At 33.6% G+C, this 7971-nt stretch carries 8 protein-coding genes and 1 tRNA gene; 4 read left to right on the top strand and 5 right to left on the bottom strand.

Translation table 11 applies throughout. The annotated features are described in order from the left end of the window. Positions 1–149: hypothetical protein (locus H5T45_06850; GenBank protein MBC7129425.1), on the top strand; the 149-nt coding region annotated here is incomplete at its 5' end. 431 nt (positions 150–580) lie between these two features. On the opposite strand, the gene H5T45_06845 is transcribed toward H5T45_06850, so the two are convergent. Then, positions 581–653: transfer RNA gene (locus H5T45_06845), tRNA-Pro, on the bottom strand. 42 nt (positions 654–695) lie between these two features. Here H5T45_06845 and H5T45_06840 point away from each other — a divergent pair. From H5T45_06840 to H5T45_06830, 3 genes are read left to right on the top strand one after another with little or no spacing between them, the layout of a single operon-like run. Next, a complete protein-coding gene (locus H5T45_06840) occupies positions 696–1352 on the top strand; it encodes a CPBP family intramembrane metalloprotease (GenBank protein MBC7129424.1) in 657 nt (218 codons plus the stop codon). A gap of 42 nt (positions 1353–1394) precedes the next feature. Then, positions 1395–2534: a bifunctional phosphopantothenoylcysteine decarboxylase/phosphopantothenate--cysteine ligase CoaBC gene (gene coaBC / locus H5T45_06835; GenBank protein ID MBC7129423.1), complete on the top strand. Its 1140-nt coding sequence runs from the start codon at positions 1395–1397 to the stop codon at positions 2532–2534. Further along, complete coding sequence (locus H5T45_06830) at positions 2531–3370, top strand: hypothetical protein (GenBank protein ID MBC7129422.1); 840 nt, start codon at positions 2531–2533, stop codon at positions 3368–3370. The genes coaBC and H5T45_06830 overlap by 4 nt, the downstream gene beginning before the upstream one ends. Here H5T45_06830 and H5T45_06825 read toward each other — a convergent pair. From H5T45_06825 to H5T45_06810, 4 genes are read right to left on the bottom strand one after another with little or no spacing between them, the layout of a single operon-like run. After that, entirely contained in the window at positions 3350–3460 is a 111-nt protein-coding gene (locus tag H5T45_06825) for a hypothetical protein (protein MBC7129421.1), read from the bottom strand. The two genes, H5T45_06830 and H5T45_06825, sit on opposite strands and share 21 nt — an antisense overlap. Before the next feature lie 26 nt (positions 3461–3486). Beyond that, positions 3487–5355 (bottom strand): tRNA guanosine(15) transglycosylase TgtA, encoded by a 1869-nt coding sequence (gene tgtA / locus H5T45_06820; GenBank protein MBC7129420.1) that lies wholly within the window; start codon positions 5353–5355, stop codon positions 3487–3489. Position 5356: 1 nt separating this feature from the next. After that, positions 5357–7537 carry a vitamin B12-dependent ribonucleotide reductase gene (locus H5T45_06815; GenBank protein MBC7129419.1) on the bottom strand — a complete coding sequence of 727 codons (2181 nt, stop codon included), beginning with the start codon at positions 7535–7537 and terminating at the stop codon, positions 5357–5359. 37 nt (positions 7538–7574) lie between these two features. After that, positions 7575–7796: a hypothetical protein gene (locus tag H5T45_06810; protein MBC7129418.1), complete on the bottom strand. Its 222-nt coding sequence runs from the start codon at positions 7794–7796 to the stop codon at positions 7575–7577. Positions 7797–7971 lie beyond the last annotated feature (175 nt).

The raw sequence follows: 7971 nt of genomic DNA, 5'->3' as shown, positions 1-7971 counted from the left end.
CCTTCAAATCTTTTGATTCAGCGAATGCTTTTCTTAGTCTTAGGAGAATAATTTATAATTTTGTAAGAGGAGATGAAAATAGAGCTATGAAAGCTGATATAAATTTAGAGCTTGGACAAAATAGACTATATACTCTTATAAAATTTTGATATAAGAGATATCATTCATTTCGAGGAGAATCTGTATAATATCGATGAAAAGAAAAATAAAGTTATGCAAAAATTTATGAAAATTAATTTCTTGAATTTTTTTCTTAAATTCACGCACAAAAATGTATATGGCATATAAATAATTTAGACAGATTTTTTCAGCATTGTAAAAAAATCAATAGTTTCCCCAAAAACTCAATATCTCCTATATTTTTAACCTTACAATCTAATTTTTTAAAAGGATAATTCTATTTATAGGAGAAAATGCTGATAATTTATTTTTAGTTACTCTAAAAGCCCCAAAAATTTATAGATTAAAAGATGCCTTCTCTCCCTCTTTTATATAATCAAATAGTTTAGTATCAACAGCATGTAAAACAAAGCACCTTGATGCTGACACATGCAACTGCTTCTATCTTTTTTTCTATCAATGGGCCCGCCCGGATTTGAACCGGAGTCTCTGGCTCCCAAGGCCAAAAGGATACCAGGCTACCCCACGGGCCCTAAAAATCGTAAAGTAAAAAAGGATATAAAACTTTTCTATCCATGAAAAAAATTATCGCTTATCTGGTTCTATTCTTTGCCCTGGCTATTATATATTCTTCAGTAGTGCTAAGTTTTTTTGTTAATTTAGATGTTGAAATTTCCTATTATGGTTTAATTTCTGGTTTAATATTAAATTTTTTAATAATGTTTATTCCCTCAATCGTTTTTGCTTATCTTTATTATGAAGGAAATGTTTTGAATAATCTTTATTTCAGAAAAGAGGGAGCCATAAAATCGGTATCTATTGCAATTTCAGCAACTCTAATCTTTATTTTTTTACAGGGAATTTTTTTATTTATTATAGGATATAAAGAAAGCAACCCGCTGGCGGAGAAAATTGTTGAAATTGTAAAAGGAAACTTATTTCTTTTGTTCCTCATACCAGTTATATCGTCGATAAGCGAGGAAACTTTTTATAGGGGAATAATTCAAAATTTGCTTCAGGAAAAAATAGGTGTTTATTCAATTTTTTTAACATCTATAATTTTTGCAATAGCTCACATTGAATATAAAACAATCTTTCAATTTTTAATGCCATTCCTTTTTGGAATTCTTTTAGGTTTCTTAATGTATAAATTTAAAAACATTTTTGCACCAATATCAGCTCATTTCTTTTATAATTTTTTAAGCTTATTTTTTAGTTTATTATATGGATAAAGATTTTTCATTAAATTTATTTATCCAAAAATTATTAATTGCGTGCATCCGAGTGAAAAAATAAAAGGAGAAAAGAGTAAAAAATTATGGAATAAGAAAATTGCTCTTGGAATTACAGGTAGCATTTCCGCGGTTGAATGTGTAAAAATAGCCCGCGAACTTATAAGGCATGGAGCGGATGTTTTTCCGATAATGACAGAAGATGCTTGCAACATATTGCATCCAGAAGCAATGAAATTTGCAACTGGAAATGATGCAATAGTTGAATTGACGGGTGATGTAGAGCATGTTTCTTATGACGCAGATTTATTTTTAATTGCTCCATGTACAGCAAATACAATTTCCAAAATTGCAAATGGAATTGCCGATAATGCTCTAACTACTTTTGCTCTTACTTTCGAAAATAAAATCATGATTGCACCATCAATGCATGAAAGAATGTTTAAGAATAAATTCATAGAAGAAAATATAAAAAAATGTGCTGAAAAAGGAATTAAGTTTATCTCTCCAAAAATTGAAGAAGAAAAAGCAAAAATGGCAGGCAATGAAGAGATAGTTGAGGCAGTTATAAGGGAGTTAAGAGGAAAAGATAAAGAAGGAAAAAAAGTGCTTGTTATAGGTGGCTCAACCTGCGAGGCAATAGATGATGTAAGAGTTCTAACAAATCTTTCTTCTGGAAAAATGGCAAAAGCAATTTCAATAGAAGCCTATGAAAGAGGGGCAAGCGTTGAAACATGGTTTGGTGGAATGGATGGCCTTCCATTTATTCCAAATAAAAGGTTTTCCAGTGTAAAAGATATTATTAACCTAATTAAAAAAGCAAAAAAATATGATGCGGTAATAAATTGTGCTGCAATTTCAGACTTTGTTGTAAAGAAAAGAAAAGGCAAAATAGAGAGTGGAAAAAAGATTAGTATATCTCTTACCCCCTCTCCAAGAATAAATCCAATGTTAAAGAAGATAGGAAAAATTGTTATTGGCTTTAAATTGGATGAAAAAAATATTTTTGAGAAAGCATATAGGAGATTGAAAGAAGATGGAATAGATTACATAATAGGAAATAAGCTTAATACCATAGGAAGTGATTACGCCGAAATATGGATAATAGGGAAAGAAGGACTGATAGAAAAAGTTAAGGGCAAGAAAGAGGAGATTGCCAAAAATATAGTTGATTTGATATGAGAGTAATTGCTTTTGCTCCAGCCCATATAACAGGTTTCTTCGAGATATTTTTAAAAGAAAATTGCGAAAAGAGTGGATCAAGAGGAGCGGGTTTATGCATCTCATTGGGGAGTTATGCAACAGCTGAAAAAATTTACGGGAAAAAAACAATTGTTGAAGGAAATGTTGGAGACGGTGAAGTCACCTCAATTGCCTTAAAAAAAATTGCGAGCGGAATAAGGGTGAAGATTAAAAATCAGCTGCCTTTTTCCCAGGGATTCGGTATCAGTGCAAGCTCCACTCTTTCTTCCTGCCTGGCGGCATCACATCTTTTAAAAATTGAAAAATCGGAGGCAATAAAGGCGGCGCATATCGCAGAGGTAGAAAGTGGCACTGGACTGGGGGATGTTGTTACTTCTTTGCTTGGAGGAATGGAAATAAGGTTGAAAGAGGGTTTGTATGGGGAAATTAAGAAGATTGATTTGCATAGGAAAATAATTGTAGCGATAATTGGGGAAAAAATTCATACAAAAAGCATACTCATAGATGAAAATAGAAGGGATGTTATAAATGATATTGGAAGAGAATGTTTGAAGAATATTACCAGTAAGCCAGATATAAATAATTTTTTTGATTTATCTCTTTATTTTGCAGAAAACAGCGGACTTATGAATGAAAAAATGAAAAGAATTTTAAAATATGCAAACAAAATAGGAAAGGCATCGATGTGCATGATCGGAAATTCTGTTTTTGCAATTTATAATAAAAAAATGGAGAAATTTTTCTCAAAATACGAATATTATGTTTGCAAAGTCGATAACTATGGAGCAAGGATATTAGCAACCTTTCTCCCTTAAATGCTTTCTAAAACATTCTTTATGCCAGTATTTGCCATCCTTAAAAATTTCATATTCTTCTATTTCTTTTTTGCAATATGAGCATTTCATATTCTATAAATATTTCCAAATATAAATTAAATTGCCTCTCTCGTTATAACAGCAATACCTCTTTCAAAATCAATCATTTCCTCTCTGTTAAGCATACATTGTCCAACTGCAATAAGCTCATCTTTCTCGCTTACTATCAATGCCTCATCATATGGTCTCAATTCCTTGCATGCATCCAAGACAAATTTTGCAAAAACATTTTTTCCATCTTTTATAAACGGTATTGCCTCAGTTGCGACATATACTCTCATTTTTGGCTGTGCAAAATAATTATGCAATATTTTCCCTCCCTCTTTTTTAAGGGTAAAGAAACCATCCGAAGCACGCATTGAAACAACATGCTTGCCATTGCATATAACATTCCTTATTTTTCCTGTTTTTTTGGATTTGATTATTTCTATTTTTCCTTTAAAAAGAATATTTCCCGCACCCTTTCCAAATTGATAATCAGCAATTGCCCTTATTTTTCTTAAATCAAAATCCCTGCTTTTTTTACCAATTTTTGCATAATCAACATATCTCAAATTTTTTAATTTTTTCCATATTTTTAATTTTTCTTTTCTTGCTTCATAGTCAAGATTTTCAGGGAAAAGTGATTGAGCAACAGGATAAATTTCGTCGAGCTCGGCAGGAATTAAACCAAAAGGAGAATCAATAAGAACATTTGCCTCAATTTTTTTTATCCATTCATTTCTACTGCTATATGGTTTTGGTAAATCATCAAAAATTATGCTTTCTACAAAAAATGGTTCGTATCTTTCCATAATTCTTTTTTGCAATCTATATACTATGGGACGATGCATTGAATAATTACCACTGTAGATAAATGCCCTATCTTTTGATATATTTTCATATCTCTCAAGCCATTTCTTATTTTTCTTTATTATTTCCATCGCTTCCATCAACATTGGATGGCAGAATGCTCTTCTTTCAACTATTTCCATAAGATAACCATGCCTTATTGCTTCTCTTATTTTTTTTATTTCGTTGAAAGCTTGTAAAAGATTATGCTCAGCAATTGCTCTTTCTCTTTCCTTTTTCTCCGTTTTCTTTAGCTCTTCCGCAGAATATGAACTGCAAATCTTGCAACCGCAAGGAATTTCCTCTATTTCTTCGAGCTTTTTTGTTCCATCAGGAAATATAAACCTGTTATCTTTTGCATATTTAACATATGATGAAGAATCGAAAATATCACAACCCATGGCAACTGCTATCGGAAAAACAAGCGGGTGCCCCGCTCCGAAAAGATGGATTGGTCTCGAAGGAGGGAGATGTTTTTTACACTCCATTATTATTTCAGCGAGTTTTTTATATTCCTGATTTTCCATCAGAGGAACCACTCCACCTATTGGATATATATCCGCCCTCAATTTAGCCATCTCTTTTGAACATTTTCTCCTTAAATCTTTATATATCCCTCCCTGAATTGTGCATGCCAGCAACATTTCTCCTTTTTCCTTTATGCTTTCCTTTGCCCTTCTTATTGTTTCCTCTGTTTCATTCTTAACAATCCCATATTCTTTTTCCTCTGAAAATAAGTCAAGAATTGTTCCTATATCACTACCAATTTCCCTCTGAAATTTCACTATTTCAATAGCATCTATTTTTACTCCATATTTATAAATCTGAAAAGAACCTGAATCTGTCATTATTGGTTTTTTAAAATTCAGCAAAGAATGCAAACCTTTTTCGATAGCTTCTTTTCTTAAATTTTCATCACTATAAATTATATAAGAATTTGTTATTATGGCATCTGCCATAGAAATTTCATCAATTCTCATTAAATCTATGTGAGGATTTATCACTGGAAGAAGAGCGGGTGTTGGAATTTTACCGTGCTTTGTATGTATTATACCAATTCTCGCAAGTCCATCCCTTATTTTTATTTCAAACATTTTATCCGCATGTTGAATAGCCACAGTGCTTGCATATCCTGCATCCCTCCTCATATACAAGAGGAGAGCCACAATCAGGACATACACCTATAGGATATCTTTCCTCTTCCTTCTCCTCAAAATGGTCGAGTCTCGGGGTTTCAAAAACTCCTTCACCCCTCACATACTCCTCTATTGCCTTCGCTATAGCATCTGGACATGAAAGAATTTTCACACCCTTCATAAGATTTGAAGGATTTGGACACCTTATCAATTTAAGCTGCTTTATTATTGCCTCAGGTTTCACCCCAGATCGCAAGCAAAGTGAAACCAGCCTGCCCACCGCCTCAAGCTGTGCATCCGCGCATCCCCCTGCCTTACCCAATCTCGCAAAAACTTCGAAAAGTCCTTTTTCATCCTCATTCATCGTTACATACAAATTCCCGCAACCAGTTGGCAGTTTTCTTGTTATGCCCCTCATGACCGCGGGGCGGGGGCGGGGCATACTCTTTTTTGTTGTTATTACCTGTTCGGGTCTGCTACCGAACCTATAAACTGTTATACCCTTGCATTTCATTTCATATGCCAACATATATGCATTTCTTACATCATCAGCTGTTGCATCCTCTCTTAAATTTATTGTTTTTGAGGTAGCATTATCAACATATTTCTGAAATGTAGCTTGCATCATTACATGCCATTCTGGAGGAATATCCAAAGCGGTTACAAAAAGTCGCTGTATTTCTTGAGGAACAGCATCTATTCCCTGTACAGAGCCATTTCTTTCTGCAATTTCTTCTAGCAGTTCATTGCTCAGAAAACCATTATCTTCTGCAATTTTTTTGAAATAGGGATTTATCTCATATAATTTATCTTCCTTATCAAGAACATTTCTGGTGAATGAGATTGCAAAAAATGGCTCAATCCCAGAGGAGCAACCGGCAATTATTGATATGCTACCAGTTGGTGCAATTGTTGTAACCGTTGCATTTCTCATTGCTTCATATTTTCCATAATATATGCTTTTTTCAAAATTTGGAAATGAACCACGATTTTTTCCAAGCTCGACAGATGCATTCTTTGCCTCATTCTGTATAAATGACATTATTTTTTCAGCCAACTTTAAAGCCTCCTCATCTAGGTAGGAAATATTTAATTGAACAAGCATATCTGCAAAACCCATCACTCCGAGCCCTATCTTTCTGTTGGCGAGGGTCATTTCTGCAATCTGAGGAATCTGATATTTATTCATATCAATTACATTATCAAGGAAATGGACCGCTATCCATACAACTTCCCTTAATTTTTCCCAGTATATTTCACCACCTTTAACAAATTTTGCTAGATTTATTGAACCAAGATTGCATGATTCATATGGCAGAAGAGGTTGCTCGCCACAGGGATTTGTTGCTTCTATATTACCTACTCCAGGCGTGGGATTATGGCGATTTATTTCATCTATAAATATTATTCCTGGTTCTCCTGTTTTCCATGCTTCATCAACAATTTTATCAAATACCATTCTCGCACTTATTTTTTTAACAACCTCTTTTGTTCTTGGGTTTATCAACTCATAATCCTCTCCTCTTTTCACTTTCTCCATAAAATCATCAGTTACTGCAACAGAAATATTGAAATTTGTAAGTTCCTGAGGATCTTCTTTGCATGTTATAAATTCCAGTATATCAGGGTGATCAACTCTAAGTATGCCCATGTTTGCCCCTCTTCTCCTCCCTCCCTGTTTTATTACATCTGTTGCAGAATTAAACACCTTCATGAATGAAACCGGGCCGCTTGCAATCCCACCCGTGCTTTTTACTATATCTCCTTTTGGCCTTATGCGGGAAAAAGAAAAACCGGTTCCGCCGCCGCTCTGGTGGATGAGAGCGGTATATTTCAGAGTTTCAAAAATTTTATCCATCGAATCCTCAACAGGAAGAACAAAGCAGGCGGAGAGCTGTTGAATATTTGTCCCCGCATTCATTATAGTTGGAGAATTTGGCAAAAATAAAAGATTTGACATTATTTCATAAAATTCCTTTTCTGATTTTTTTGCATCTTCTCCATATTTTTTGTCAGCAAGTGAAATATTTTTTGCAATTCTATGGAACATTTCCTCTGGAGTTTCTATGACTTTTCCATTTTCATCTTTTTTTAGATATCTTTTTTCTAAAACTTTCATTGCATTTTCAGTAAGTTTCATAATTGCTATAACATTGTTCATTAAAATATTTTCTCATTCAAACTGTCTCAATTGAAAACATTGCTCCTGTTCCCTTTAAAACAGATTGTATTTTATCAGCAAACCATAGCAGGGTATCTACATCGGGTTCCCTGTCCCATTCATAAACAAAATCATAGTTTCCTTTAACCGCTTTAAGTCCAAGTTGAAGTAACCTCTCTTTAATTTCGGATGGTCTTGCCCCTTCACTGCTGAATATTAATGTTATATAGCTCTTCATTGATAATAAATGAATAATTGATATAAAAAATTTGGCACTTTCAACAAAGGGACTGTCAACTTAACACCTCCAGATTGTAAAGACAAGCCCAAGCCACACTCCACCGTTTCCAGAATCTTTTAACTCTTGCCTTGAATAAACTATACCATCCTTCTATAGCATTTCTTTCTCCAAA

It is taken from the genome of Thermoplasmatales archaeon, assembly GCA_014361245.1.
GTDB lineage: Archaea > Thermoplasmatota > E2 > UBA202 > JdFR-43 > JACIWB01.
This window is presented reverse-complemented; position numbering and strand designations above follow the sequence as displayed.

Bases quoted from the DNA above. Each gene is read 5' to 3' on its own strand.
- H5T45_06840 (MBC7129424.1), top strand. From the start codon at position 696: ATGAAAAAAATTATCGCTTATCTGGTTCTATTCTTTGCCCTGGCTATT.
- H5T45_06810 (MBC7129418.1), bottom strand. From the start codon at position 7,796: ATGAAGAGCTATATAACATTAATATTCAGCAGTGAAGGGGCAAGACCA.
- H5T45_06825 (MBC7129421.1), bottom strand. From the start codon at position 3,460: ATGAAATGCTCATATTGCAAAAAAGAAATAGAAGAATATGAAATTTTT.
- H5T45_06830 (MBC7129422.1), top strand. From the start codon at position 2,531: ATGAGAGTAATTGCTTTTGCTCCAGCCCATATAACAGGTTTCTTCGAG.
- H5T45_06815 (MBC7129419.1), bottom strand. From the start codon at position 7,537: ATGAAACTTACTGAAAATGCAATGAAAGTTTTAGAAAAAAGATATCTA.
- tgtA (MBC7129420.1), bottom strand. From the start codon at position 5,355: ATGTTTGAAATAAAAATAAGGGATGGACTTGCGAGAATTGGTATAATA.